The organism is Nocardioides guangzhouensis (assembly GCF_004519545.1).
Taxonomy (GTDB): Bacteria; Actinomycetota; Actinomycetes; order Propionibacteriales; family Nocardioidaceae; genus Nocardioides; species Nocardioides guangzhouensis.
The window spans coordinates 1-24,569 of the sequence record NZ_SDKM01000011.1; the positions used below are offsets into that span (position 1 = coordinate 1).

General features: G+C 72.0%; 21 protein-coding genes and 1 tRNA gene. 16 read left to right on the plus strand and 6 right to left on the minus strand.

Going from position 1 to position 24,569, the window contains the following annotated elements:
* Positions 1 to 147: 147 nt before the first annotated feature.
* The 4 genes from EKO23_RS08880 to EKO23_RS08890 form a co-directional block, all read right to left on the minus strand.
* Positions 148 to 762, minus strand: a complete 615-nt coding sequence (locus EKO23_RS08880) for an acetoacetate decarboxylase family protein (protein WP_134716348.1) — start codon at positions 760 to 762, stop codon at positions 148 to 150.
* Position 763: 1 nt separating this feature from the next.
* Positions 764 to 940 (minus strand): DUF6104 family protein, encoded by a 177-nt coding sequence (locus tag EKO23_RS25165; RefSeq protein WP_167880388.1) that lies wholly within the window; start codon positions 938 to 940, stop codon positions 764 to 766.
* A complete protein-coding gene (locus EKO23_RS08885) occupies positions 940 to 4,779 on the minus strand; it encodes a multifunctional oxoglutarate decarboxylase/oxoglutarate dehydrogenase thiamine pyrophosphate-binding subunit/dihydrolipoyllysine-residue succinyltransferase subunit (protein WP_175582679.1) in 3,840 nt (1,279 codons plus the stop codon). The genes EKO23_RS25165 and EKO23_RS08885 overlap by 1 nt, the downstream gene beginning before the upstream one ends.
* Before the next feature lie 117 nt (positions 4,780 to 4,896).
* A complete protein-coding gene (locus EKO23_RS08890; protein ID WP_134716352.1) occupies positions 4,897 to 5,637 on the minus strand; it encodes a VIT1/CCC1 transporter family protein in 741 nt (246 codons plus the stop codon).
* A gap of 155 nt (positions 5,638 to 5,792) precedes the next feature.
* Between EKO23_RS08890 and EKO23_RS08895 the strand changes: the two genes are divergently transcribed.
* Together EKO23_RS08895 and EKO23_RS08900 are read left to right on the plus strand one after the other, a co-directional pair.
* Positions 5,793 to 6,410, plus strand: coding sequence for a hypothetical protein (locus tag EKO23_RS08895; protein WP_134716353.1), 618 nt, complete (start codon positions 5,793 to 5,795; stop codon positions 6,408 to 6,410).
* Positions 6,407 to 7,321 carry an LCP family protein gene (locus EKO23_RS08900; protein WP_246050981.1) on the plus strand — a complete coding sequence of 305 codons (915 nt, stop codon included), beginning with the start codon at positions 6,407 to 6,409 and terminating at the stop codon, positions 7,319 to 7,321. Before EKO23_RS08895 ends, EKO23_RS08900 begins: the two co-directional genes overlap by 4 nt.
* A gap of 260 nt (positions 7,322 to 7,581) precedes the next feature.
* Here EKO23_RS08900 and EKO23_RS08905 read toward each other — a convergent pair whose 3' ends face one another.
* On the minus strand, positions 7,582 to 8,253 hold the full coding sequence (locus EKO23_RS08905) for a response regulator (protein ID WP_134716357.1): 672 nt from the start codon (positions 8,251 to 8,253) through the stop codon (positions 7,582 to 7,584).
* Positions 8,254 to 8,408: 155 nt separating this feature from the next.
* On the opposite strand from EKO23_RS08905, the gene EKO23_RS08910 reads away from it, so the two are divergent.
* Positions 8,409 to 8,843, plus strand: a complete 435-nt coding sequence (locus EKO23_RS08910) for a response regulator (RefSeq protein WP_167880389.1) — start codon at positions 8,409 to 8,411, stop codon at positions 8,841 to 8,843.
* A 97-nt stretch (positions 8,844 to 8,940) separates the two neighbouring features.
* On the opposite strand, the gene EKO23_RS08915 is transcribed toward EKO23_RS08910, so the two are convergent.
* Positions 8,941 to 9,012 (minus strand) — tRNA-Arg (locus EKO23_RS08915).
* A gap of 132 nt (positions 9,013 to 9,144) precedes the next feature.
* Here EKO23_RS08915 and argS point away from each other — a divergent pair.
* The 13 genes from argS to prmC all read left to right on the plus strand — a co-directional run bounded on the left by argS (position 9,145) and on the right by prmC (position 24,506).
* Entirely contained in the window at positions 9,145 to 10,803 is a 1,659-nt protein-coding gene (gene argS, locus EKO23_RS08920) for an arginine--tRNA ligase (protein WP_134716361.1), read from the plus strand.
* Positions 10,804 to 10,807: 4 nt separating this feature from the next.
* Positions 10,808 to 12,217, plus strand: a complete 1,410-nt coding sequence (gene lysA / locus EKO23_RS08925) for a diaminopimelate decarboxylase (RefSeq protein WP_134716363.1) — start codon at positions 10,808 to 10,810, stop codon at positions 12,215 to 12,217.
* A complete protein-coding gene (locus tag EKO23_RS08930) occupies positions 12,214 to 13,521 on the plus strand; it encodes a homoserine dehydrogenase (RefSeq protein ID WP_134716365.1) in 1,308 nt (435 codons plus the stop codon). Before lysA ends, EKO23_RS08930 begins: the two co-directional genes overlap by 4 nt.
* Positions 13,518 to 14,597, plus strand: coding sequence for a threonine synthase (gene thrC, locus EKO23_RS08935; RefSeq protein WP_134716367.1), 1,080 nt, complete (start codon positions 13,518 to 13,520; stop codon positions 14,595 to 14,597). Before EKO23_RS08930 ends, thrC begins: the two co-directional genes overlap by 4 nt.
* Entirely contained in the window at positions 14,597 to 15,526 is a 930-nt protein-coding gene (gene thrB, locus EKO23_RS08940) for a homoserine kinase (RefSeq protein ID WP_134716369.1), read from the plus strand. The genes thrC and thrB overlap by 1 nt, the downstream gene beginning before the upstream one ends.
* Positions 15,527 to 15,902: 376 nt before the next feature.
* A complete protein-coding gene (gene rho, locus EKO23_RS08945; protein WP_246050995.1) occupies positions 15,903 to 17,633 on the plus strand; it encodes a transcription termination factor Rho in 1,731 nt (576 codons plus the stop codon).
* Between the two features lie 17 nt (positions 17,634 to 17,650).
* Positions 17,651 to 18,025, plus strand: coding sequence for a response regulator (locus EKO23_RS08950; protein ID WP_134716373.1), 375 nt, complete (start codon positions 17,651 to 17,653; stop codon positions 18,023 to 18,025).
* A complete protein-coding gene (locus EKO23_RS08955; protein ID WP_134716375.1) occupies positions 18,022 to 19,071 on the plus strand; it encodes a HEAT repeat domain-containing protein in 1,050 nt (349 codons plus the stop codon). Before EKO23_RS08950 ends, EKO23_RS08955 begins: the two co-directional genes overlap by 4 nt.
* A gap of 15 nt (positions 19,072 to 19,086) precedes the next feature.
* Complete coding sequence (locus EKO23_RS08960) at positions 19,087 to 20,550, plus strand: glycosyltransferase family 2 protein (RefSeq protein ID WP_217702550.1); 1,464 nt, start codon at positions 19,087 to 19,089, stop codon at positions 20,548 to 20,550.
* Complete coding sequence (locus tag EKO23_RS08965; protein ID WP_134716377.1) at positions 20,550 to 22,079, plus strand: ATP-binding protein; 1,530 nt, start codon at positions 20,550 to 20,552, stop codon at positions 22,077 to 22,079. The genes EKO23_RS08960 and EKO23_RS08965 overlap by 1 nt, the downstream gene beginning before the upstream one ends.
* 130 nt (positions 22,080 to 22,209) lie before the next feature.
* Positions 22,210 to 22,419, plus strand: coding sequence for a 50S ribosomal protein L31 (rpmE, locus tag EKO23_RS08970; protein WP_134716379.1), 210 nt, complete (start codon positions 22,210 to 22,212; stop codon positions 22,417 to 22,419).
* Between the two features lie 166 nt (positions 22,420 to 22,585).
* Complete coding sequence (gene prfA / locus EKO23_RS08975; protein ID WP_134716381.1) at positions 22,586 to 23,659, plus strand: peptide chain release factor 1; 1,074 nt, start codon at positions 22,586 to 22,588, stop codon at positions 23,657 to 23,659.
* A gap of 10 nt (positions 23,660 to 23,669) precedes the next feature.
* Positions 23,670 to 24,506, plus strand: coding sequence for a peptide chain release factor N(5)-glutamine methyltransferase (gene prmC / locus EKO23_RS08980; protein ID WP_134716383.1), 837 nt, complete (start codon positions 23,670 to 23,672; stop codon positions 24,504 to 24,506).
* Positions 24,507 to 24,569: the final 63 nt, after the last annotated feature.

Consider the following 24,569-nt stretch of genomic DNA (forward strand, 5'->3'; position numbering starts at 1 on the left):
GCCCGGTCTTGCTGGCCGAGGTGCCCGGTCTTGCGCGAGAGGCCAGGTCTTGCGCGTCGAGAGGCCAGCTCCTGCGCAAGAAGTGGCCCCTCGCCCCGCAAGAAGTGGCCCTTCGGCGCGCAATTCGGGGCACCTCGGCGGGGTTGGTCAGCCGAAGGTGAGGGCGAAGTCCGTGATCGTGAAGGAGGCGACGGGGCGAGCGCCGGCGAGGTGGGCGAGCGGGCCGTTGGGGGCGAACTCCCAGTGCGAGCGGGCCGGGAGAGCCCGGCCGCGGCCGGCGACGCGGGCCTCGACCAGGGTGCCGGTGGGGCCGCCGGTGCGCTCGTCGTGCGTCTGGTGGGTGCGGAACCGGAACGGCACCGGCGGGGCCAGCGCCGAGACGTCGGTGAACCGGGCGCCGGCGATCGGGCGGTTGTCGAGCCCCGCGTGCCACGACGTACGGCGCACAGGGCCGGAGGCGGACGAGTCCAGGCCGAAGTCGGCCAGGTCCTTGGGGATCGCCCACAGGGCCCGGCCGCCCTCGAGCGAGTCGGGGGAGTCGACCCAGATCTCGGTGATCGTGATGGTGACCGGCACCCGCCTCTGGGGCACATCGGCGAGCCGGGCCACCAGCAGCTCGTGGTACGTCAGCGACGACGGCTCGCGGTAGCGCACCCAGGCGGCGCCGTACAGCCCGTCCCGGTGCGTGGAGACGCGGCGCACCCGGAACAGGGACAGCCACATGTCGCCGTGCAGCCGCCACGGCGCCGGGGGATGGGGCACGTCAGTCCTCGGGGTCGTCGAGCCGGGCCAGCCAGGTCGCGAACCGCTCGACCGCGGTCTCGAACTCCGGGTGCGTGTCGGTGAACTCCTGCAGCCGCTCGGCGAGCCACTCACACGTGAACTCGTCGTCGCCCCGACGTTTCAGGAGCTCCTCGATCCCGCGGTCCGTGAAGTACATCAGTACTGCTCGGTGGCCGCCTGGCGCGGGTTCGGCTCCGCGAACGCCCGCGCCAGCAGGTCCTTCTGCTCCTCCTGGTGGCGCTTCGCGACACCCACCGACGGCGAGGCCGAGGGGTCGCGCGACACCCGCTCGACGGTGATCCCGAGCTCGCCGGCCACGTGCGGCCAGACGTTGAGCTGGAAGTGCGGCCACGGACCCATGTTGGCGGGCTCGTCCTGCACCCAGCGGATCGCCTCGAGGTTGGGGTAGCGCTTCGCCTCCGCCACGATCTGGTCGTACGGCGAGGGGTAGAGCTGCTCGATCCGGGCGATCGCCACCGACGCGGCGTCCTCGCGCTTCGCCCGGGCGACCATGAGGTCCCAGGTGATGCGGCCGGAGCACAGCAGCAGCGTGCGGACCTGGTCGTCCTGTGCCTGGGTGTCGCCGATCAGCGGCCGGAAGCTGCCCTCGGTGAAGTCACCGGGCTGCGACGCGGCCTCCTTGCGCTTGAGCATCGACTTCGGGGTGAACACGACCAGCGGGCGGTGCTCCTCGCCGAGCGAGTGCCGCCGCAGCAGGTGGAAGTACGACGCCGGGGTCGACGGCTGCGCCACCACCATGGTGTCCTCGGCGCACATCGTCAGGAACCGCTCGATGCGTGCGGAGGAGTGGTCGGGGCCCTGGCCCTCGTAGCCGTGCGGCAGCAGCATCACGACGCCCGACTGCTGGCGCCACTTGGTCTCGCCGGAGCTGATGAACTCGTCGATCACGGTCTGCGCGCCGTTGACGAAGTCACCGAACTGCGCCTCCCACAGGACCAGCGCGTCCGGACGGGCGACGGAGTAGCCGTACTCGAACCCGAGGGCGGCGTACTCCGAGAGCAGCGAGTCGTAGACGTGGAACCGGGCCTGGTCCTCGGTGAGCGTGCTCAGCGGGGTCCACTCGTCGGCGTTGTGCCGGTCGATGATCGTGGCGAACCGCTGCACGAACGTGCCGCGGCGGGAGTCCTGGCCGGACAGGCGGACCGGGCGGCCCTCCATGAGCAGCGCGCCGAACGCGAGGATCTCGCCGGTGCCCCAGTCGATCGGGCCTTCGGTGATCGCCGCGGCGCGGCGCTGCAGCTGCGGCATCACCTTCGGGTGCACGGTGAAGCCGTCCGGAGGCGTGGTGTAGGCGTCGGCGATCCGCTTCATCACCTCGTTGCTGACCGCGGTGGTCGTCTCGCCGGCCGGCTTCTCCGGGTAGTCGGGGACCGTGGTCCACTCGTCCGGTGCGCCGGTGGCCTCGCGGACCTCGGTGAAGACCCGCTCCAACTGCTGCTGGTAGTCCTTGAGGACCTGCTCGGCCTCTTCGATCGTGATGTCGCCACGACCGATGAGCGACTCGGTGTAGAGCTTGCGGACCGAGCGCTTCTGCTCGATGAGGTCGTACATCAGCGGCTGGGTGTACGACGGGTCGTCGCCCTCGTTGTGACCGCGCCGGCGGTAGCAGACGAGGTCGATGACGACGTCCTTGTTGAACGCCTGGCGGTACTCGAAGGCGAGCCGGGCGACGCGGATGCACGCCTCCGGGTCGTCGCCGTTGACGTGGAAGATCGGCGCCTGGACCATCCGCGCGACGTCGGTGCAGTAGAGCGACGAGCGCGAGGAGCCGGGCGAGGTGGTGAACCCGACCTGGTTGTTGACGACCACGTGGATGGTGCCGCCGGTGCGGTAGCCGCGCAGCTGCGACAGGTTCAGGGTCTCGGCGACCACGCCCTGTCCCGCGAACGCGGCGTCGCCGTGCACGAGCAGCGGGAGCACGGGGTACGCCGCACCACGGTCGAGCACGTCCTGCTTGGCCCGGGCGATGCCCTCGAGCACCGGGTCGACCGCCTCGAGGTGCGACGGGTTCGCGGCGACCGACACCTTGATCTTGTCGCCGGAGTCGGCGATGAACTCGCCCTCGGCGCCGAGGTGGTACTTCACGTCGCCGGAGCCCTGGACGGTGCGCGGGTCGATGTTGCCCTCGAACTCCCGGAAGATCTGGGAGTACTTCTTGCCGACGATGTTGGCCAGCACGTTGAGGCGGCCGCGGTGCGCCATGCCGATGGTGACCTCGTCGAGGCCGGTCTCGGCGGCGGCCTCGCAGATCTCGTCGATCACCGGGACGGTGGTCTCGCCACCCTCGAGGCTGAACCGCTTCTGGCCGACGAACTTGGTCTGCAGGAAGGTCTCGAACGCCTCGGCCTGGTTGAGCTTCAGCAGGATCCGCAGCTGCTCCTCGCGGGGCGGCTTCACGTGCGGCTGCTCGACCCGCTCCTGGATCCAGCGGCGCTGCTCGGGGTCCTGGATGTGCATGTACTCGATGCCGGTGGTGCGGCAGTAGGAGTCACGCAGGATGCCGAGGATGTGGCGCAGCTTCATGAAGCGCCGGCCCTCGCCGCCGAACGAGCCGGTGGCGAACTCGCGGTCGAGGTCCCACAGGGTCAGGCCGTGCGACTCCACCTCGAGGTCGGGGTGGCTGCGCTGCTTGTACTCGAGCGGGTCGGTGTCGGCCATCATGTGGCCGCGCACGCGGTAGGCGTGGATAAGCTCGAGGATCCGGGCCTGCTTGCTGATGTCGTCGTCGTGCGACGTCGCGATGTCCTTGGACCAGCGGATCGGCTCGTAGGGGATCCGCAGCGAGCGGAAGATCTCGTCGTAGAACCCGCCCTCGCCGAGCAGCAGTGCGTGCACGCGGCGCAGGAAGTCGCCGGACTGCGCGCCCTGGATGACGCGGTGGTCGTACGTCGACGTCAGCGTCATGACCTTGCTGATCGCGTTGCGCGCCAGCGCCTCGTCAGAGGCCCCCTGCCACTCCGGGGGGTACTCCATCGCGCCGACGCCGATGATCGCGCCCTGGCCCTTCATCAGGCGCGGGACCGAGTGGTTGGTGCCGATCGTGCCCGGGTTGGTGAGCGAGATCGTGGTGCCCTGGAAGTCGGCGACCGTGAGCTTGTTGTTGCGGGCCTTGCGGACGACCTCTTCGTACGCCGTCCAGAAGCCGGCGAAGTCCATGGTCTCGGCGGCCTTGATCGACGGCACCAGCAGCTGGCGGGTGCCGTCGGGCTTCTGCATGTCGATCGCGAGGCCGAGGTTGATGTGGGCCGGGGTGATGAGGTTCGGCTTGCCGTCGATCACGTCGTACCCGACGTTCATCTCGGGCATCGCGCGCAGCGCCTTGACCAGCGCGTAGCCGATGATGTGGGTGAAGCTGACCTTGCCGCCGCGGGCGCGGGCGAGGTGGTTGTTGATGACCGTGCGGTTGTCCCACAGCAGCTTCACCGGCACCGAGCGGACCGAGGTCGCGGTCGGGACGCTCAGCGAGATGTCCATGTTCTGCGCGGTGCGCATCGGGGCGCCCCGCAGGACCGTGAGCTCGGGCTGGTCGGTGGCCTCGGCCTTGGCGGTCGGCTTCGCGTCGCGCGACTCGGGCGAGGTGGTGCCCTTGGACGGCTCGTCCGCTGCGGAGTCGGGGCGCGGCTTGGCGGCCGGGGCGGGGGAGGTCGCGGCCGTACCGGTCATCGCGGGCTGGGCCTTCGCGGGCTGGGCCTCGGCGGGCTCGGTCCTCGCCGGCGCCGCCTCCGCAGGAGCCTGCTGCGCGGCCGGTCGCTCCTCGGTCTTCGTGCTCGCCTGCGCGCCCTGCTGGGTCGACTGCTGCGTCGACTGCTGGGTCGCGGTCGACCCGTTCGCACCGCTTCCGTTGGCCTGGAAGTACGCCGTCCACTCGGGGCCCACCGAGGCGGGGTCCTTCGTGTACTTGTCGTACATCTCCTCGACGAGCCAGTCGTTGGCTCCGAAGTCTGCGAGTGGGTTGTTCTGAGAAGACTCAGCCACGGCTTGGTTCGCCTCTTCCGGTGCGGCTATTCAGGTGGGTTTGTTCAGACGTCAAGGCTAGACCCCATCCGCAACAAATGCAGACGCGGCCCACCCCCGGACAACACCCCTGTTCCGTCAGCCGACCTGGCCACCCACGAGGGTGCCGATGAGGTAGGTCACCAGCATGGCCAACAGGCCGCCGCCGACGTTGCGGACCACCGCCTTGCCGACCGGGCTGGCACCCAGGGTGGCGCTCAGCCAGCCGGTCCCGGCCAGGGCCACGACGACTGTGAGCATCGTCACGGGAACCCGGGCGCCGTCGGGCACCAGGACGATCGTCAGCAGCGGCAGCAGCGCGCCGGCGGTGAACGCCACCATCGACGCCCAGGCCGCGTGCCAGGGGTTGGTGAGGTCGTCGGGGTCGATGCCGAGCTCGGCCTCGGCGTGCGCGCCGAGCGCGTCGTGCTCGGTCAGCTGCTGGGCCACCTCGAGGGCCAGCTCGTCGGTCAACCCCTTCTGGACGTACAGACCGGCCAGCTCGGCGAGCTCCTCCTCGGGCGTCTCGGCGAGCTCGCGACGCTCCTTCTCCAGCAGCGCCTTCTCGGAGTCGCGCTGGGTGCTGACCGAGACGTACTCGCCCGCCGCCATGCTCAGCGCGCCGGCGAACAGGCCGGCGACACCAGCGACGAGGATCGCGGTGCGGTTGGTGGTCGCGCCAGCGACGCCGACCACGAGGCCGGCGGTGGAGACGATGCCGTCGTTGGCGCCGAGCACCGCGGCCCGCAGCCAGTTCAGGCGGGTCCCGAAGCTCGCGTCGTGCGGTTCGTCCTCGTGCGGTCCGATCGGTGCGTCGACGTCGCTGGCTCCCTCGGTCATGTCCGAAATCGTCGGCCAGCCCGGACGACCCCGCAAGCAAGGCAAGGCTGACCAACCCGCACCTGGTGCCGGCCGGTGACACGCACCCCAATGGTCGGTTCGGGTGGTGGTGTGTTGCATGGTGGGGGCGCACCGACCCCGACCCGGAGACCGCCATGCCACGACCTGCCTCCCGGCGTACGTCGACCGCCGCCGTCCTGCTGGCGCTGGCCCTGACCGCCGGTGCCTGCTCCGGGGACGACGACGGAGACGAGGCCTCGGACTCGCCGTCCTCGGACGCCACCGCACAGCCGGCACCGGAGATGAAGGTGCAGTCGCGGGTGATGACCGTCGCCGGCGAGCTGTCGAAGCGGAAGCGGCGGGTGGTCGCCCGTGACGTCGGCGCGGTGGTCGACCGCTGGTTCGACGCGGCGTACCTCGGAGGCGACTACCCGCGCAAGCACATCGGGGACGCCTGGCCCGGCTTCACCGTCGGCGCGCGGCGGCTCGCGAAGCGCGAGCGGACGCTGACCAGCAACGCGCTGCTCGTCGACAACATCGACGGCGTCGAGGCCGTGCGGAAGGTCGTGCGGGTCGACGTGTTCAGCCCGAAGCGCCGGCCGGCCGGTGCGACCGCACGGTTCCGTCTGGTCTACGACACCACCGGTGACATCGCCCGCCGTGTCGACGTCCGCGGCCGGCTCCTCCTCACGCGCACCCAGGGGAGATGGAGGGTGTTCGGCTTCGACATGGTCCGGTCCACCCGGCCCCGCAAGGGAGTGGAGGCGTCGTGACCACCCGTCCCGTCCTGGTCCGGTCGCTGCGCACCGCCGCGCTCGGCGTGGTGCTCGCGCTGACCATGCTGCTCGTGCCGAACTCATCGGTGAACCCGACCGACTCCGCACTGGTGCGGGTGCCGCGCGCCGAGGGCGTCGACCTGTCGCCCGACGTGATCTGGATCCTCGCGCTCGGATCCGACGCCCGGCCGGGCCAGAGCGTCACCCGCAGCCGCGCCGACGCGATCCAGCTGGTCGGCATCAACACCCGGACCGGGGCCGCCACCTCGATCGGCGTACCCCGCGACTCCTGGGTGGGCATCCCCGGCCACGGCAACGAGAAGATCACTGCCGCGATGTACTTCGGCGGCCCGAAGCTGATGGCGAAGGCCGTGGGCGACCTGGTCGGCATCGAGCCCGACTACGTGATGGTCAGCAGCTTCTGGGGGCTGCGGCACATGGTCGACGCGATCGGACCGATCACCATCAGCTCACCGGTCGCGTTCTCCGACCCGCACCTGCGACCGCAGGGCTTCAGGAAGGGTCGGCAGCAGGTCGGCGGGATGGGGGCCCTGGCGTTCTCGCGGACCCGCAAGGCGCTGCTGCGCGGCGACTTCGACCGCTCGGCGAACCAGCAACGCACGATCCGGGCGATCCACGCGAAGATCCGGGCGAAGCAGGCGAAGCCCGGGTTCATCGAGAAGGGTGTGCTCGCCGTGCTCACGAACATGGACGCGCAGGTCCCGCCGGCGGAGCTCTACCGGATCGCGCAGGCAATCACCCAGGTCAGGCCGGGCAGGATCACCACCTGCGTGGTCCTCGGGGGCATCGGCAACGTCGGCGGGGCCAGCGTCGTCTTCCCGAACCGGTCCCAGGCCCGCCGCTACGGGCACGACGCCCGCAAGGACGCCACGATCCGCAGCTGCTGAGCCCTGGCCCGAGGGCCACGGGACGGGTGCGGGCTCGACCCGGCGGTCAGGCACAGCGAGCCGTGCCACGGGGGACGACCACCGGGTCGAGCGCTGGAGGATGTCAGCACCAGGTGAAGTGGACCGACATCCGCAATTCTGTCTCGCTGGCACCAGCGGTCACATGGGACGGATGTGGCGGATCCGACTGGTCCCGACGTACTAGACGGCCGTGCACCGGGCCGGAAGATCGCCGTACGGCGGGTCCCGGCGGCGGCCCGTCAGGACGGCGGGAGCAGCCCCTCGCGGACCGCGATCGCCAGCGCCTCGAGCTTGGAGTGCGCGCCGAGCTTCGCCGACAGGTTGGCGACGTGGTTGCGGACCGTGTGCACGCTGACCACGAGCCGGTCCGCGATCGCGGCGTTGGACAGGCCCTCGGCCAGCAGTGTCAGCACCTCGCGCTCGCGCTCGGTCAGGCTGTCGTGGGGCTGCGGCTCGGTGGCACGCAGGCGGGGGAGCAGGCGGGCCAGCATCTCGGGCGAGATCACGGACTCGCCGGCGGCCGCGGCCCGGACCGCCTGGGTCACGTCGCCGAGGTCGCGGGTCTTGGACACGAAGCCGGACGCGCCGGCCTCGATCGCGGCCACCAGCACGTGGTCGGCGGTGGAGGCGGTCAGCACCACGAACCGCGCCTCGGGCGCGACCCGGCGCAGGTCGCCGATCGCGGCGACGCCGTCGCCGTCGGGGAGGCGGTGGTCGAGCAGCACGACGTCGGGGGAGGAGGTGGCGAGGAGCGCGCGGGCCTTCTCGAGCGAGGCGGCCGTGCCCACGGCCTCGAGGTCGGGCTCCGCGTCGAGCACCATGCCGAGACTGGAGGCGAGGACGGCGTGGTCGTCGACGATGGCGACCCGCACGGTCTCCGCGGTGCGCGCCCCCGTCGGTGACTGCGACATCTTCGTGCCCCCTCGACCGGCCGCCGGTTCTGGACGGCGTGCACTCGCCTCTCGTAGCGCCAACGTACTAGACGCCTAGTGCGCGGGGTGGGCTGTTAAGCGCTTTCGCCCGGGTGAGGATGAGGGGTCGGCAGTTCCGGGTCCCGAGGAGAGTCATGGCCGTGCACCGCGTCGTCGTGGCCGATGACGACGACATGATGCGTTCCGCTCTCGTCGACGTGCTGCGCGCCGACCACCGGTTCCAGGTGGTCGCGGCCGTGGCCACCGGCCGGGGGCTTCCCGACGTGGTTGCCCGGCACCAGGCCGACGTGGTGCTGCTCGACGTGCGGATGGAGGAGGGCGGCCCCGACGCCGCCCGGCGTCTCACCTCCGCCCCCGAGGGCGGGCCGGTGGTGATCGCCGTCTCGGCCGAGGTGGGCACCGTGCGGGTGCTCGAGATGCTGCGCGCCGGCGCCACCGGCTACCTCGCCAAGGGCCGCCTCGGCGGCTCGTTGCCGGACCTCGTCGCCCGCTGTGCCCAGGGCGAGGTGCTGCTGGCCGTGCCGACCGCCAGTGCCGCCGTACGGCACCTCCTGGCCAGCGACCGCTGACCTGGTTCCGGACCTCACGATCCACCGGTCAACCGATGAACCGGTGCGTGGTGATCGTCGGGTGGAGCGCGGTGCTCGGCACAGCAACGTGAAGGAGTACCCCCGGTAGGATTCGAACCTACGCTCCCGCCTCCGGAGGGCGGTGCTCTATCCCCTGAGCTACGGGGGCCCGGGTGGGAAGAACCCTACAACCCCGACGCCCGCACGCCGAAACCAGCCCCGCGGCGAGCCGCGGGAGGCCCGCGTGCCAGCAGCCGATATCGGTGTGAGGCGGCCCGGGCCGCGCGGATAGGCTGGTGCGGTGACCCCGGAGCAGCTCTCGACCACCCTCGTCCACGCCCTGACCACGCTCGTCGAGCGCGGCGACGTGACCCTGCCGGACGGAGTGCCGCAGGCGGTGACGGTGGAGCGACCCAAGGTCCGTGAGCACGGCGACTACGCCACGAACGTCGCGCTCCAGCTCGGCAAGAAGGCGGGCATGGCGCCGCGCGACCTCGCCGCCCTGCTGGCCAAGGAGCTTGAGAGCGCGGACGGCATCGGCGAGGTCGAGATCGCCGGGCCCGGCTTCCTCAACATCCGGGTCGACGCCGGTAGCCAGGGCAAGGTGGCGGCCGACGTGGTCGCGGCCGGCGCGGCGTACGGCCGCAACGACGCGTTCGCCGGCGAGAAGATCAACCTCGAGTTCGTGTCCGCGAACCCGACCGGCCCGCTGCACATCGGCGGCACCCGCTGGGCGGCGGTCGGAGACGCGCTCGGCCGGGTGCTGGAGTTCTCCGGCGCCGCGGTCACCCGCGAGTACTACTTCAACGACCACGGCGCCCAGATCGACCGGTTCTCGCGCTCGCTGCTCGCCAACGCGCGCGGCCGGGCGGTCCCCGAGGACGGGTACGGCGGCGACTACATCGGGGAGATCGCCGGCCAGGTCCTCGCGCAGCGACCGGACGCCGCGGACCTGCCCGACGCGGAGGCCCAGGAGGTCTTCCGCGAGATCGGCGTCAACCTGATGTTCGACGAGATCAAGCAGTCGATGCACGACTTCGGGGTGGACTTCGACGTCTACTTCCACGAGGACAACCTGCACAAGTCCGGTGCCGTGCAGAAGGCGATCGACCGGCTCACCGAGCTCGGCAACGTCTACGAGCACGACGGCGCGCTGTGGCTGCGCACCGAGCAGTACGGCGACGACAAGGACCGGGTGATCGTCCGGTCGAACGGCGAGCCCGCCTACCTCTCCGGCGACCTCGCCTACTACCTCGACAAGCGGGAGCGCGGGTTCGACCGCTGCTTCATCATGCTCGGCGCCGACCACCACGGGTACGTCGCCCGGATGATGGCGATGTGCGCCGCGTTCGGCGACACCCCGCACGTCAACCTCGAGATCATGATCGGCCAGATGGTCAACCTGCTCTCCGACGGCGCCCCGCTCCGGATGTCGAAGCGGGCCGGCACGGTGATCACGCTCGAGGACCTGGTCGAGGCGGTCGGCAAGGACGCGGCCCGCTACGCGCTGGCCCGCTACTCCACCGACAGCACCATCGACATCGACCTCGACCTGTGGGCCAAGGCCTCCAACGAGAACCCGGTCTACTACGTCCAGTACGCCCACGCCCGGGTCGCCTCGCTGCTGCGCAACGCCGCGGACCTCGGCCTCAGCCCCGACGGCGCGGACGTGAGCCTGCTGGTGCACGAGAAGGAGGGCGAGCTGCTGCGCGCCCTGGCCGAGCTCCCGAGGGTGGTGGCCTCGGCCGCGACCCTGCGCGAGCCGCACCGGGTGGCGCGCTACCTCGAGGACACCGCGGCGTCGTACCACCGCTTCTACGACAACTGCCGGGTGCTGCCGATGGGCGACGAGGAGCCGAACGAGCTGCACAAGGCGCGGCTGCTGCTGGTCGCCGCGACCCGCACGGTCATCGGCAACGGCCTCGCGCTGCTCGGCGTCTCCGCCCCCGAGCGGATGTGATCCGGTGCCGCACGCACACGAGGCCGGCTGGGCCCACGCCGACGGTGCGCTGCGCGGACCGTCGTGGCTGCGGGAGCCCGTGGACCCCAACGCACTGGTCGACCACCTCTGGTCGCTGACCGCCACCAAGGAGGACGGCGTCCTCACCATCGGCGGCGTCGCGATGACCGACCTGGCCCGCGACCACGGCACCCCGGCGTACGTCCTCGACGAGGCCGACTTCCGCTCCCGTGCCCGGGCGTTCCGGGAGGCGTTCGCCGACTACGACGTCTACTACGCCGGCAAGGCGTTTCTCTGCTCCAGTGTGGTCGGCTGGGTCGCCGAGGAAGGGCTGAGCATCGACGTCTGCTCCGACGGCGAGCTGACCGTGGCGCTGCGCGCCGGCTTCGACCCGGCCCGGATCGGCTACCACGGCAACAACAAGACGTACGCCGAGCTGCGTCGCGCGCTGGAGGCGGGCGTCGGCCGGGTCATCGTCGACAGCGTCGACGAGATCGCCCGGCTGGAGCGGCTGGCTGCCGAGGGCCTGACCGCCCGCGTGATGGTGCGGGTCACCGCCGGTGTGGAGGCGCACACCCACGAGTACATCGCCACTGCACACGAGGACCAGAAGTTCGGGTTCTCGATCACCGGCGGCGACGCGATGGAGGCCGTACGCCGGCTCCAGGCGGCCGCGGGCATCGAGCTGCTCGGCCTGCACAGCCACATCGGCAGCCAGATCTTCGACACCAGCGGCTTCGAGGTCGCGGCCCGCCGGGTGCTGGCGCTGCACGCCCGGATCTCCGAGGAGCTCGGCGTCGACCTGCCCGAGCTCGACCTCGGCGGCGGCTTCGGCATCGCGTACACCACCCAGGACGACCCGTCCGAGCCGGCGCAGCTCGCGACCGAGATGACCAAGATCGTCGAGCACGAGTGCCGGGCGCTCGACGTCGCGGTGCCGCGGCTCTCGATCGAGCCGGGCCGCGCCATCGTCGGCCCGAGCACGTGCACCCTCTACGAGGTCGGCACGGTCAAGGAGGTCGCGCTCGACGGCGGCGCCCGGCGCACCTACGTCTCGGTCGACGGCGGCATGAGCGACAACATCAGGACCGCGCTCTACGACGCCGACTACTCCTGCACGCTCGCTTCGCGCGGGTCCGACGCGCCGCCGGTGCTCGGGCGCGTGGTCGGCAAGCACTGCGAGGCCGGCGACATCGTCGTGAAGGACGAGTTCGTGCCCGGTGACATCGCCGCGGGCGACCTGCTCGCCGTGCCCGGGACCGGCGCCTACTGCCGCTCGATGGCCAGCAACTACAACCACGCGCTCCGGCCGCCGGTGATCGCGGTTCGGGACGGGGTCGCGCGCACCGTCGTACGCCGGGAGACTGTCGAGGACCTGTTGTCGACGGATGTCGGAGTGGAGAGCAACTCGTGAGCGAGGGTGACAAGGCCCTCAAGGTGGCACTGCTGGGCTGCGGCTCGGTGGGTTCGCAGGTGGTCCGGCTGCTGACCGAGCAGGCCGGCGACCTGGCCGCCCGGGTGGGGGCGCGGGTGGAGCTGGTCGGCGTCGCCGTACGCCGGCTCGAGGCGCAGCGCGAGGTCGAGGTCCCGGCCGACCTGCTCACGACCGACGCCGCGGGCCTGGTCCGCGGCGACTTCGCCGGGCCGGTCGACCTGGTGATCGAGGTGATCGGCGGCATCGAGCCGGCCCGGTCCCTGATCCTGGCCGCCCTCGAGAGCGGTGCGTCCGTGGTGACCGCCAACAAGGCGCTGCTCGCCGAGGACGGCTCGACACTGTTCGAGGCGGCCGAGAAGGCCGGCCGCGACCTCTACTACGAGGCCGCCGTCGCCGGCGCGATCCCGATCCTGCGCCCGCTGCGTGAGTCGCTGGCCGGTGACACGGTCACCCGGGTGCTCGGCATCGTCAACGGCACCACCAACTTCATCCTCGACCAGATGGACACCACCGGCGCCGGCTTCGCCGACGCGCTGGAGGAGGCCCAGGAGCTCGGGTACGCCGAGGCCGACCCGACCGCCGACGTCGAGGGCTTCGACGCCGCCGCCAAGGCCGCGATCCTGGCCAGCCTCGCGTTCCACACCCGGGTCACCGCGGCCGACGTGCACCGCGAGGGCATCTCCGAGGTGACCGCGGCCGACGTGCAGTCCGCCCGCGAGATGGGCGCGGTGGTCAAGCTGCTCGCGATCTGCGACCTGCGCGACGGCGCGGTCAGCGCCCGCGTGCACCCGGCGATGATCCCGCGGGCCCACCCGCTGGCGTCGGTCCGCGGCGCGTTCAACGCGGTGTTCGTGGAGTCCGAGGCGGCCGGCGAGCTGATGTTCTACGGCCCGGGCGCCGGCGGTGCGCCCACCGCCTCCGCGGTGCTCGGCGACCTGGTGACAGTGGCCCGCAACCGGCTCGCGGAGACCCGCGGCGCGGGGGAGTCGTCGTACGCCGACCGCGCGGTGCTGCCCATGGGGGAGACCCTGACCCGCTACCACGTGAGCATCGACGTGGACGACCGCCCGGGCGTGCTGGCCGCGGTCGCGACCGCGTTCGCCGAGCAGGGCGTGTCCATCCAGACCGTCCGGCAGGAGGGCCGCGAGGACGACGCGCACCTCGTCGTCGTCTCGCACCGGGCCACCGACTCGGCGCTGGCCGCCACGGTCGCGCACCTGCGGACCATGGAGATCGTCCGCGACGTCACCTCGGTGATGCGGGTCGAGGGCGGCGACGAATGAGGTCCTCCACCGCGACCCACCAGTGGCGCGGCGTGATCGAGGAGTACCGCCCGCTGCTCGCCATCCCCGAGGGCACCCCGACCGTGACCCTCGGCGAGGGCGGCACCCCGCTGGTCCGCTCGGCGTGGCTCTCGTACGCCACCGGTGGCGAGGTCTGGCTCAAGGTCGAGGGGGACAACCCGACCGGCTCGTTCAAGGACCGCGGCATGACCACCGCGATCTCGGTGGCCGTGCTCGAGGGCGCCCGGGCCGTGGTCTGCGCGTCCACGGGCAACACCTCCGCGTCGATGGCGGCGTACGCCGCGCGGGCCGGGCTGAAGCCCCTGGTGCTGGTCCCCGAGGGCAAGATCGCTGCCGGCAAGATGGCGCAGGCGATCATGCACGGCGCCCAGGTGATCATGGTGCGCGGCAACTTCGACGACTGCCTGCGGCTCTCGCGCGCGCTCGCCGACCACTACCCGGTGGCGCTGGTGAACTCCGTCAACCCGATCCGGCTCGAGGGGCAGAAGACCGCGGCCTTCGAGATCGTCGACCGGCTCGGCGACGCACCCGACTTCCACCTGCTCCCGGTCGGCAACGCCGGCAACATCTCGGCGTACTGGCTCGGCTACCGGCAGTACGCCGATCTCGGCCGGGCCACCCGCAGGCCGGTCATGCGCGCCTACCAGGCCGAGGGCGCAGCTCCGCTGGTCACCGGGCAGCCGTTCCCGCGCCCCGAGACCAAGGCGACCGCGATCCGCATCGGCAACCCCGCCTCGTGGAGGCTCGCCGAGCAGGCCGCGGCCGAGTCCGGGGGCCGGTTCCGGTCGCTGACCGACGACCAGATCCTCACGGCGCAGCGTGAGCTGGCGCGCCGCGACGGCGTGTTCGTCGAGCCCGCGTCGGCGGCGGGGGTCGCGGGCCTGCTGCAAGACCTCGAGCTGGGCGACTCGTACGCCGGCGCGACGGTCGCGATCACCGTCACCGGACACGGGCTCAAGGACACCGCGACCGCGCTGGAGGGATTCGGCGACCTCGTCGACACCGTCGTGGACGCCGACGTGGACGCGGCCGCCGCGGCCGCCGGGCTCGGCTGATGCCGCAGCTCGTCGACGGACCCGTACGGGTCTCGGTGCCGGCGACGTCCGCCAACCTCGGGCCCGGCTTCGACGCGCTCGGCCTCGCGCTCAGGCTGCGCGACGAGCTGGAGGCGGAGGTCGTCCCGTCCGGGCTCACCATCGACGTGACCGGCGAGGGCGCCGACGCGGTGCCCCGCGACGAGACCCACCTCGTGGTCCGGGCCATGCGCGCGGCGTTCGACCAGATGGGCGCCCGACCGCCCGGCCTGCGACTCTGGTGCAGGAACGTGATCCCGCACAGCCGCGGCCTCGGCTCGTCGTCCGCGGCGATCGTCGCCGGGGTGACCCTGGCCCGCGGCCTGGTCGCCGGCGGCGGCCTGCTCATGGACGACGACCAGGTGCTGGCGCTGGCCGCCGACCTGGAGGGCCACCCCGACAACGTGGCGCCGGCCTTCCTCGGCGGTTTCGTGATCTCCGGGCACGACGACGACGGGTGGTACGCCACCCGTGCAGCCGTCGACCCACGGGTCTCCGTGGTCGTCTTCGTGCCGCCCGACCCGGTCGCGACCGAGGTCGCGCGGGGTCTGCTGCCGGCTCAGGTCCCGCACGCCGACGCGGCCGCGAACGCCGGGCGGGCCGCGCTGCTCGTCGCCGCGCTGGCCGGGCGCCCCGAGCTGCTGCACCGCGCCACCCGCGACCTGCTCCACCAGGACCAGCGCGAGCCCGCCATGCCCGCCTCCCTGGCCCTGGTCCGGGCGCTGCGCGCCGAGGGCCATCCGGCGGTCGTGTCTGGCGCCGGTCCGACCGTGCTGGTGTTCACCGACGGTCCCGTGCACCCGGTGGCGGACTGGTCGACGGGGCCGCGCGAGCTGCTCGCCCGGTGCCCCGGGGGATGGGCCGCGCACCACCTCGAGGTGGACACCCGGGGAGCGGTCGTCACCGGCTGATCCACGGCGTACCGGCTGCCGGGAACGGCCGACTTTCGGTGGAAATGTGCCCCCTGCCACATTTCTCCGGACCCGGTGTTAAGGTGGGAACGCGCCACAATCGTTGGCGCCCACCGCATCCATCGAGCCATCGTCGCGATGCCTCGGGCCGATGCACCCCTTCTTCCTGACGCCCTCGCCGACCTCTGTCGGGCGGTCGTCACGAGGGAGCCACCCGAGAAGCCGACGGCAGTCGAGCCGGTTCGGCACTGATACGTGGGAAGGACCTCACGTGACGGAAACCATCGAAGCCACCACCCCTGCCGCGGACGGCTCGTCCGCCGGCGCCGCTGCCTCTGAGCGCAGCGGCAAGAAGCGCGGTGGCGGGCTCAACTCCATGCTGATCGCCGACCTCAAGTCGATGGCCGGCGGCATGGGCATCCCGGGCGCCGGGGCGATGAAGAAGGCGCAGCTCATCGAGGCCATCAAGGCCCACCAGTCCGGCCAGCAGTCGGGCCAGCCGTCCGGGGGCGAGACCCGGGAGCAGAAGCAGGACCAGAAGCAGGACCAGAAGCAGGACCGCCAGCAGGATCGCGGAGAGCGCGCCGAGGCCCGCGCGGGCGAGGAGCACGCAGGCCGCGACCGCGAGGAGCAGGCCGGCCGCACCCGCGGCGAGAACCGGGAGGACAACCGCGGCCGCGCCGACCGCGGCAGCCGCGAGGAGAACCGGACCCGTGAGGCCAACCGTGAGGGGGCCCAGGACAAGGACGGCCAGGCGGGCAACCGCAACCAGAACCAGAACCGTGCAGACAACCGGGGCGAGAACCGGGCCGACAACCGGAACGACAACCGGAACGACGACGGGCAGGGCAGCAGCCGCTCGCGCCGCCGCCGCGGCCGCGACCGGGACCGGGGCGGGGACCGTGGCCCCGAGCGCCGCGGCAACCGCAACGAGCCCGACACCACGATCCTCGAGGACGACGTCCTGGTGCCGGCCGCCGGCATCCTCGACGTCCTCGACAACTACGCGTTCGTCCGCACCAGCGGCTACCTCGCCGGCACCGAGGACGTCTACGTCTCGCTGTCGATGGTCCGCAAGTACGGCCTGCGCCGGGGCGACGCGATCGTCGGCCAGGTGCGCCAGCCCCGCGAGGGCGAGCGCAAGGAGAAGTTCAACCCGCTGGTGCGGATCGACTCCGTCAACGGTGCCGACCCCGACACCGCGAAGGACCGGGTCGACTTCGCCAAGCTGACCCCGCTCTACCCGAGCGAGCGGCTCCGCCTCGAGACCGAGCAGACCAACCTGATCGGCCGGGTCATCGACATCGCGTCGCCGATCGGCAAGGGCCAGCGCGGCCTGATCGTCTCGCCCGCCAAGGCCGGCAAGACGATGATCATGCAGTCGATCGCGAACTCCATCACCACCAACAACCCCGAGTGCCACCTGATGGTGGTCCTCGTCGACGAGCGCCCCGAGGAGGTCACCGACTTCCAGCGGTCGGTCAAGGGCGAGGTCATCTCCTCGACCTTCGACCGTCCGGCCAGCGACCACACTACGGTCGCGGAGCTCGCGATCGAGCGGGCCAAGCGCCTCGTCGAGCTCGGCCACGACGTCGTCGTGCTGCTCGACGGCATCACCCGCCTGGGCCGCGCCTACAACCTGGCCGCCCCGGCCAGCGGCCGGATCCTCTCCGGCGGCGTTGACTCCGCGGCGCTCTACCCGCCGAAGAAGTTCTTCGGCGCCGCCCGCAACATCGAGAACGGCGGTTCGCTGACCATCCTCGCCACCGCGCTCATCGAGAGCGGCTCGAAGATGGACGAGGTGATCTTCGAGGAGTTCAAGGGCACCGGCAACATGGAGATCCGGCTGCGCCGCGACTTCGCCGACAAGCGGATCTTCCCGGCGATCGACGCCGTCCAGTCCGGGACCCGCCGCGAGGAGCTCCTGATGAGCAAGGAGGAGCTCGCCATCGTCTGGAAGCTCCGCCGCGTGCTCTCGGGCCTCGACGGGCAGCAGGCGCTCGAGCTGCTGCTGGAGCGGCTGAAGAGGTCGCACAGCAACATCGAGTTCCTGATGCAGGTGCAGAAGACCACGCCCGGCGGTTCGAACGGTCGCGACGACGACTGATTCACTAGAGTTCGCCCATGGCCAGAATCGTTGTAGCTGACGACGACGAAGACATCCGGGAACTGGTCGTCTTCAAGCTCCGACAGTCGGGGCACGAGGTGGTGGCGGTCGGCGACGGTGCCGCCGCGGTCGCCGCTGTCCAGGAGGAACGCCCCGCACTGGTCCTGCTCGACGTGATGATGCCGGGCATGAGCGGCCTCGACGCCGCTCGTGTCCTTCGTCAGTCACCCGACACCGCGACCATCCCCGTGATCATGCTGACGGCCCGCGCCCAGGAGAGCGACATCGAGCAGGGCTTCGCCGCCGGCGCCGACGACTACGTCACCAAGCCGTTCTCCCCGCGCGAGCTGGCCTCTCGGGTCGCCGCCGTGCTCGCGCGGAGTGGTGAGTGACCGTACTCGCCTGGTTGGTCGTCGGCCTCTGCGCAGTGTCCGCAGGGCTGGTGCTCCTGCTGGTCGTGCTCCGGGTCTCCGCGGACCTGCGCGAGCGCCGACGGGCGCACGCGCACGCGGTCACGCGTGAGCTGGTGCTCACCGTGCTCATGGGGGAGCCGGACGAGGTGCTGAAGGCCCGGGACGAGCTGGCCCGGCTCACCGGCGAGGAGGGCCGGCAGGCGGAGGCACAGATCTTCTCCTACCTTCCCAAGGTGTCCGGGGAGACCCGCACCCTGCTGGTGGAGCTGGTGCTCGAGCGGGACGCGGCCGACCGCGCCCGCGACCTGTTGCACTCGTGGTCCTCCGTGCGCCGCTGCCGAGGCGCCTACCGCCTCGGCGCGCTGCACCGCACGGACGCCGTTCCGCTGCTGATCCCGATGCTGAGGGACCGCACCTTCCTGGTCCGCCGGGTCGCGCTCCGCGCGCTCGGCTCCATCGGCGACCCGACCGCCGTGGTGCCGATCCTGCGCAGCTGTGGTGGCGACGACCGGCTCACCCGTGACGTGGTCTCGGCGCTGGAGCGGATCGGCCAGCCCGGTGCCGCCGCGATGCGCAACGAGCTCGCCAAGGGCATGGCCCGCTCCTCCGGCAGCGGCCGGCACGCGGAGCTGGCGACCGTCGGGCTGGGGCTGATCGGTGACGTCGGCTCGGTCGACCTGCTCGTCCAGGCCCTGGGCACACCCCGTGCTGCGCTGCAGGCGGCGGCGGCCGAGGCACTGGGCCGGATCGGGGCGCCGTCCGCGATCCCCGCGCTGGTCAGTGCGCTCGGCGGTAGCGACGAGCTTGTCCGGGCCTCCGCGGCCGGTGCGCTCGGTGACATCGGCGACCCGGCCGCGGCCGAGGGCCTCGGCCAGGCGCTCGACACCGCACCGCGGCTGACCAGCCGCTCGCTGGCCGCCGCCCTGCTCCGGCTCGGCGAGCCCGGGCTCGACACGCTGCGTCGCCACCCCTCGCCGTACGCCGCCGAGGCGCTCGCCGTCCACGGGCTACGGGGTGTGATGTGAGGGTGGTGACCTGAGGTGGACTGGGTCGAGGTGTTCTCCGACGTCATCACGGCGATGGGCTGGTTCTTCATCGTCTACTCCCTGCTGATCAACTCCAGCTTCCTGCTGCTCACCGTGTTCGCGGTCGGCGACTTCATCGGCTACCGCCGGCGGGTCGAGTTCGCGGCGTACGACGAGTCGTTCGGTGAGCCGCTGGCCCGCGGCATCTCGGTGCTGATGCCGGCCTACAACGAGTCCGAGACGATCATCGAGTCCGTCCAGGCGATGATGGCGATGCGCTACCCCGACTTCGAGGTGATCGTGGTCGACGACGGGTCGAAGGACGACACCGTCGCCAAGCTGGTCGCCGAGTTCGACCTGGTGCAGGTGCCGCTGGTCGTCGACGAGCTGGTGCCGATGAAGGGCGAGGTCAGCGCGACGTACCTCTCCCGCCGCGGCAGCCACAACCTCGTGCTGGTCACGAAGACCAACGGCGGCAAGGCCGACGCGCTCAACGTGGGCATCAACCTGGCCCGCAAGGAGCTGGTCTGCATGGTCGACGCCGACTCGCTGCTCGACCCCGACTCGCTGCTGCACGTCTCGCGACCGTTCGCCGACCACCCCGACCAGGTGGTCGCGGCCGGCGGCGTCATCCGGGTCGCGAACGGTTCCACCGTCACCCAGGGCCGCGTCACCGACGTGCGGATGCCGCGTCGCTGGCTGGCCCGGGTGCAGGTCGTCGAGTACCTCCGGGCGTTCATGATCGGGCGGGCCGGCTGGTCCGCGACCGGAGGCCTGCTGATCATCTCCGGGGCGTTCGGCATGTTCCGCAAGGACGTCCTGGTGACCGTCGGTGGGATGGCCACCGACTGCATCGGCGAGGACGCCGAGCTGGTGGTCCGGATCTACCGCTGGCTGGGGGAGGAGAAGATCGACGGCAAGGTGGTCTTCGTCTCCGAGCCGGTCGCGTGGACCGAGGCCCCGGACAGCCGACCGGTGCTGCGCAGGCAGCGCCGGCGCTGGCACCGCGGCCTGGCGGAGATCCTCGGCCGGCACCGCGACATGCTGCTGCGCCCGAAGTACGGCGTGATCGGGATGCTGACGATGCCGTGGTTCGTGCTCTTCGAGCTGCTGGCGCCGTTCCTCGAGATCTTCGGGCTCGCCTACTTCGTCGTGGTGGTGGTGCTGTTCGGCCTCGAGGAGGTCGGCTGGATGCCCTACGACCTCGTCGACGGCTGGTTCGTGCTGCTGCTGCTGATGGCCTCGATCTTCTACTCGTTCCTGCTCACGATGGTGGCCCTGCTCGCCGAGGAGATGTCCTACCGCCGCTATCGCGGCGTGGGCGACCTGCTCCGCGCGGTCTGGGCCGCGGTGGAGGAGAACTTCGGCTACCGCCAGCTCAACGCCTGGTGGCGGATGGGCGGCGCCATCGAGGCGATGCGCAAGTCGCAGCACGAGTGGGGTGACATGCAGCGGAAGGGTTTCGGTACCACCCCGTGATGGGACGGACCGTCGGGCAGCGGGTGGCCAGGGTGGTGCTCGTGGCGGCGGTCCTCGTGCTCGTGGTGGGTGGTGTCGGCATCGCCGGCCTGGTGGCCACCAGCCGCACCAGCGACCTCCTCCTCGACCGGGTCGAGCCGGCCCGGCAGGCCAACGACGGGGTGCTGCAGGACCTCACCGACGCCGAGACCGGCATCCGCGGCTGGACCCTCAGTGGTGACCAGGGCGCCCTCGTGCCGTTCCTCGACGCGATGGAGTCGCTGCCGGAGCACCAGGGCGTCCTGGTCCGCCTCTCCCCGGACGACGCACACCTGGCGGACCTCGTCGCCCCCCAGGACGACGCCGTCGACGCGTGGATCGAGCAGTACGCCAACCCGCGGCTCGACGCGGGGACCGGTCACTACGACCCGGAGCTGTTCACCACCGGGCGAGCGCTGTTCGCGGACGTACGCGCCGCCAACGCCCGGGTGGACCGCGAGCTGGGCCGGATGGCGGTGGACGCGCGGGCGGAGAACCGGTCGGCCTGGACGACCAGCGTCGCGCTCATCGCCGGCGCGGTGGTGCTCGGCCTGGCCGCGGTCGCCGGCCTCGGGCGCAGCCTGGTGCGGAGCATCCAGCGTCCGCTGGCCGCCCTCGCCTCGGTGCTCCAGCGGCTCGCGGCGGGCGAGACGGGGGCCCGGGCCGCGACCGAGGGCCTGCGCGAGATCGGTGCGGTGGGCGAGGCGGTCAACCAGCTCGCCGTCGAGAACGAGCACGGGCGCGCGGTCGAGACGGAGGTCCGGGAGACGCTGTACGAGCTCGACCGGACCCGGAGCGACTTCGTCTCCAACGTCTCCCACGAGCTGCGCACCCCGCTCACCAGCATCCGTGGCTACCTCGAGCTGCTCGAGGGCGAGGCGGACCCCGCGGGCCCCGAGCGGCGGATGTGGGAGGCGGTCGACCGCAACGTCGAGCGGCTCAGCCTGCTCATCGAGGACCTACTGATGTTGTCGAAGGTCGAGGCGCGCGGCACCGCGCTCACCGAGATCGACCTGCGCGAGGTGGTGCGGGAGGTGGTGGCCGACCTCCAGCCGGTGGCCGCGCGCCGCGACGTACGCGTCGAGCTCGACGTCCCGTCCGGGCCGCTCCGGGTGCTCGCCGACGAGACCCAGATCCTGCGCGCGATCCTCAACGTCACCGCGAACGCCGTGAAGTTCACCCGACCCGGCGGCTGGGTCCGGGTACGGGTCGGCGAGACCGGCGAGGACGCGCTGGTGACCGTCGAGGACAACGGGATCGGCATCCCGGCCGGCGAGGTCGCAGGTGTCGGACGACGCTTCTTCCGCGGGTCGAACGCGGTCGACCAGCAGGTCGCCGGCACCGGCCTGGGCCTCCGGATCGTGCAGACGATCATGGACCGGCAAGCGGGGTCGGTGACCCTCGAGTCGATCGAGGACGAGGGCACCACGGTCCGGCTCCGGATGCCGCTCCGGGGCGCCGGTCCGCCGCCCGAGGACCCTGCCGCGAAGCCCGTCCCGGCCGTCACCTGAGGCCCCGCGTCCGGCGGGAATGCCCGGATTGGCCCTGGCGTTGCGACGGGTGGCAGAATTGCTCGCTGGTTCCGGTTCACGTCCCCCACTCAGGGCGGACGACCCGGCGACCGACAACCGAGGAGAGACTGTGAAGAAGGACATCCACCCCGACTACGTCGAGACCCAGGTGACCTGCACCTGCGGCAACTCGTTCACCACGCGCAGCACCGCGACCAACGGCACCATCCACGCCGACGTCTGCTCGCAGTGCCACCCGTTCTACACCGGCAAGCAGAAGATCCTCGACACCGGCGGCCGCGTCGCCCGCTTCGAGGCCCGCTACGCCAAGAAGAAGTAGCTGCACCACGGCGCCGGTCCCCGCACTCGCGGGAGACCGGCGCCGTCGTGTTTGTCCACAGGAAGTCCGTCACCGCCACGGTGAGTCGGCACACGATGTGCCGGGTCACCGTCGACATCCAGCGCCGAGTCGGCACAAGATGTGCCGGGTCACCAGGGGAGGGTCCGTGTTCGAAGCCGTCGCCGGTCTCGTCGACGAGCACGCCGAGCTCGAGCGCCGGCTCGCCGAGCCCGAGACGCACGCCGACCAGCGGTTGGCCAAGACCCTCAACCAGCGGTACGCCGAGCTGTCGGCGATCGTGCGCACCTGGCGGGAGTGGCAGCAGCTCGGCGACGACGCCGACGCCGCCCGCGAGCTGGCCGCGGAGGACCCGGCGTTCGCCGAGGAGGCCGAGGAGCTGACCGCGCTCCGCGGCACCGCCGAGGAGCGGCTGCGCCACCTGCTGGTGCCGCGGGACCCGAGCGACGCCAAGGACGCGATCCTCGAGGTGAAGTCCGGCGAGGGCGGCGAGGAGTCGGCGCTGTTCGCCGGTGACCTGCTGCGGATGTACACCCGCTGGGCCGAGCGCCGCGGGTGGCGGACCGAGGTGCTCGACGCCACCGAGTCCGACCTCGGCGGCTACAAGTCCGTGACGGTCGCGGTGAAGGCCAAGGGAACCCCCGCGCCCGGCGAGGCGCCGTACGCCCTGCTCAAGTTCGAGGGCGGCGTGCACCGCGTGCAGCGGGTCCCGGTGACCGAGTCGCAGGGGCGGGTGCACACCAGCGCCGCCGGCGTCCTCGTGCTGCCCGAGGCCGAGCAGCTCGACGTCACCGTCGACGAGAACGACCTGCGCATCGACGTCTTCCGCTCCAGCGGCCCCGGCGGCCAGAGCGTCAACACGACCGACTCCGCGGTGCGGATCACCCACGTGCCCACGGGGATCGTGGTCAGCTGCCAGAACGAGAAGTCCCAGCTGCAGAACCGCGAGCAGGCGATGCGGATCCTGCGCTCCCGGCTGCTCGCGCTCGCCGAGGAGGAGGCCGCCGCCGAGGCCTCCGACGCCCGCCGGTCCCAGGTGCGCACCGTCGACCGGTCCGAGCGGATCCGCACCTACAACTTCCCGGAGAACCGGATCTCCGACCACCGCACCGGCTACAAGTCCTACAACCTCGACGCGGTGCTCGACGGTGACCTCGACGCGGTCGTGACCAGCTGCGTGGAGGCCGACCTGGCCAGCCGGCTCGAGGCGCTCGAGCAGTGAGCCACCTGCGATGAGCCGGGCGCTGCGGCGCGCCGCCGCCGACCGGCTGCGCGAGGCGGGCGTCGCCTCGCCCGAACGGGACGCCGACGAGCTGCTCGCGCACGTCCTCGGCGTCACCCTCGGCCGGCTGCCACTCGTCGACGAGGTCGCGCCCGCCGACGCCGCGACGTACGACGTGCTGGTCGGCCGGCGGGCCGCCCGCGAGCCGCTGCAGCACCTGCTCGGCACCGCCGCCTTCCGCCACGTCGAGCTGCAGGTCGGCCCCGGGGTGTTCGTGCCGCGGCCGGAGACCGAGCTGCTGGCCGGCTGGGCGATCGAGCAGGCGGCACCCCTGGCCACGCCGGTCGTGGTCGACCTGTGCACCGGGTCCGGGGCGATCGCGCGGGCCGTCGCCGACGAGGTGCCCCGTGCCCGGGTGCACGCGGTCGAGCTCGACGAGCGGGCGCACGCCTGGGCCGCCCGCAACCTGGCCGGCACCGGGGTCGAGCTCCGGCAGGGCGACATGGCCGACGCGTTCGAGGACCTGGCCGGCACCGTCGACGTCGTCGTCTGCAACCCGCCGTACATCCCGCTCGAGGCGTGGGAGTCCGTCGCCCCCGAGGCCCGCGACCACGACCCCCACCTCGCGCTGTTCTCCGGCGACGACGGGCTGGTCGCGATGCGGGTGCTCGAGGCCCGCGCGGCCCGGCTGCTGCGACCCGGAGGAGTGGTCGGCGCCGAGCACGCCGACGTCCAGGGGACCTCGGCCCCCGCGGTGTTCAGCGGCACCGGTCGGTGGTCGGAGGTGCGCGACCATCCCGATCTCGCCGGGCGTCCGCGCTACCTGACCGCGCGACTGGCACGATGACCCCGTGAACACCCCACGACGTTCTCCGTCTCCTCCGCTGCGCTCCTTCGACGGACAACGGCC

Excerpts from the sequence above, each read along its gene's own strand:
- EKO23_RS25165 (WP_167880388.1), bottom strand. The coding sequence starts at position 940 with ATGTACTTCACGGACCGCGGGATCGAGGAGCTCCTGAAACGTCGGGGC.
- EKO23_RS08890 (WP_134716352.1), bottom strand. The coding sequence starts at position 5,637 with ATGACCGAGGGAGCCAGCGACGTCGACGCACCGATCGGACCGCACGAG.
- EKO23_RS08895 (WP_134716353.1), top strand. The coding sequence starts at position 5,793 with ATGCCACGACCTGCCTCCCGGCGTACGTCGACCGCCGCCGTCCTGCTG.
- EKO23_RS08905 (WP_134716357.1), bottom strand. The coding sequence starts at position 8,253 with ATGTCGCAGTCACCGACGGGGGCGCGCACCGCGGAGACCGTGCGGGTC.
- EKO23_RS08910 (WP_167880389.1), top strand. The coding sequence starts at position 8,409 with ATGGCCGTGCACCGCGTCGTCGTGGCCGATGACGACGACATGATGCGT.
- thrC (WP_134716367.1), top strand. The coding sequence starts at position 13,518 with ATGAGGTCCTCCACCGCGACCCACCAGTGGCGCGGCGTGATCGAGGAG.
- thrB (WP_134716369.1), top strand. The coding sequence starts at position 14,597 with ATGCCGCAGCTCGTCGACGGACCCGTACGGGTCTCGGTGCCGGCGACG.
- rho (WP_246050995.1), top strand. The coding sequence starts at position 15,903 with ATGCTGATCGCCGACCTCAAGTCGATGGCCGGCGGCATGGGCATCCCG.
- EKO23_RS08950 (WP_134716373.1), top strand. The coding sequence starts at position 17,651 with ATGGCCAGAATCGTTGTAGCTGACGACGACGAAGACATCCGGGAACTG.
- EKO23_RS08965 (WP_134716377.1), top strand. The coding sequence starts at position 20,550 with ATGGGACGGACCGTCGGGCAGCGGGTGGCCAGGGTGGTGCTCGTGGCG.
- prmC (WP_134716383.1), top strand. The coding sequence starts at position 23,670 with ATGAGCCGGGCGCTGCGGCGCGCCGCCGCCGACCGGCTGCGCGAGGCG.